We start from the raw sequence: 1,790 nt of genomic DNA, 5'->3' as shown, positions 1-1,790 counted from the left end.
GAGCGGCAGGGATCAGCGGTGGGATCGAGCGGCGGGGGTGAACGGCAGGGATCAGCGGTGCGGGTGGACGGAGGGCGTACGGGCGATGGCCGCATGGGCGACGGCGGTGGGAGCGATGGTTCGTCAGCGCTTGCATAGCCCTGCCGGCGAGCCGTCAAACCCCCGTTGGACTGCGTGGACACGACAGAGGGCCCGCACCGGGAGACCGGTGCGGGCCCTCATTGGTCCAGTCCTCTGCCGCCCTACTGCTGAGGGGTTGACGGCGGCGCCGGAGGCGCCTGCGGAGGCTGCTGCGGCCACCCCGGAGGCGGCGCGGGATGTTCTCCGGCCGGCTCGCCCTGCGCAGGCGTGTGGGGGTGCGGCTGCTGCTGGGGCGGGGCGTACGGGCCCTGCGCCGGTCCCCCGGGCGGCGGCTGCGGCGACCAGCCCTGCGGCGCCTGCTGCTGCGGAGGCTGGTACGGCTGCTGCGGCTGGTGCTGCGGCGGCTGCCCGTGCCCGCCGCCGGGCTGCGGCGGGTGCGTCTGCCCCGGGTGCGGCTGACCCGGGTAGGGCTGTCCACCCGGCTGCCCCGGGTAGGGCTGCGGGGCGGGCTGCCCCGGGTACGGCTGCGGAGCGGGCTGCCCCGGCTCTCCCGGATACGGCTGCTGTCCGGCGTACGGCTGGCCCGGCTGTCCCGGGTGGGGCTGCCCCGGCATCGGCGGAGCCATGTGCGGCGGCGGGGCGCCCTGCGCGTCGCCGGTCCACAGCCCCTGCGCCTGCTGCGCCCGGGCGAAGTCCTCGGCCACCATCGCGGAGAGGTTGAAGTACGCCTCGCGCGTCTTCGGCCGCATCATGTCCAGGTCCACCTCGGCGCCCGCGGCGAGGTGCTCGTCGAACGGCACCACGACCACCCCGCGGCAGCGGGTCTCGAAGTGCTGCACGATGTCGTCGACCTTGATCATCTTGCCGGTCTCGCGCACCCCTGAGATCACCGTGATGGAGCGCTGCACCAGATCGGCGTACCCGTGCGCGGACAGCCAGTCCAGCGTCGTGGAGGCGCTGGACGCGCCGTCCACCGACGGCGTGGAGATGATGATGAGCTGGTCGGCCAGGTCCAGCACCCCGCGCATGGCGCTGTAGAGCAGGCCGGTGCCGGAGTCGGTGAGGATCACCGGGTACTGCCGGCCCAGGACGTCGATCGCCCGCCGGTAGTCCTCGTCGTTGAACGTGGTCGAGACGGCCGGGTCCACGTCGTTGGCGATGATCTCCAGACCGGAGGGCGCCTGCGAGGTGAACCGGCGGATGTCCATGTACGAGTTGAGGTACGGGATCGCCTGCACCAGGTCCCGGATGGTCGCCCCGGTCTCCCGGCGGACCCGGCGGCCCAGGGTGCCGGCGTCCGGGTTGGCGTCGATGGCGAGGATCTTGTCCTGGCGCTCGGTGGCGAGGGTGGCCCCGAGGGCGGTGGTGGTCGTCGTCTTGCCGACGCCGCCCTTGAGCGAGATCACCGCGATCCGGTAGCAGGAGAGCACCGGGGTGCGGATCAGGTCCAGCTTGCGCTGCCGCTCGGCCTCCTCCTTCTTGCCGCCCAGCTTGAAGCGGGACGCCCCGGACGGGTTGCGGCTGGACTTGGCCTTCTGCCGGGTGTTGCGCAGCAGCCGGTCCGAGGACAGCTCGACCGCGGCGGTGTAGCCGAGCGGGGCCCCCGGCACGGAACGCTCCCGCTGGTCGTGCGCCACCGACGCCGGCCAGGCGTTGCCCGCGCGCGGGTCCGCCGGGGGAGCGGCCGGAGCGGGAGCCGGGGCCGGGGC

At 74.1% G+C, this 1,790-nt stretch carries 1 protein-coding gene; it reads right to left on the bottom strand.

The window, feature by feature from the left end:
* Positions 1-242 precede the first annotated feature (242 nt).
* Positions 243-1,790 (bottom strand): nucleotide-binding protein (locus C6N75_RS21060; RefSeq protein WP_146132626.1); only part of this gene is annotated, 1,548 nt, incomplete at its 5' end.

The sequence above is a fragment of the Streptomyces solincola genome, from assembly GCF_002982015.1.
In the GTDB taxonomy this organism is placed as follows: Bacteria; Actinomycetota; Actinomycetes; order Streptomycetales; family Streptomycetaceae; genus Streptomyces; species Streptomyces solincola.
This window is presented reverse-complemented; position numbering and strand designations above follow the sequence as displayed.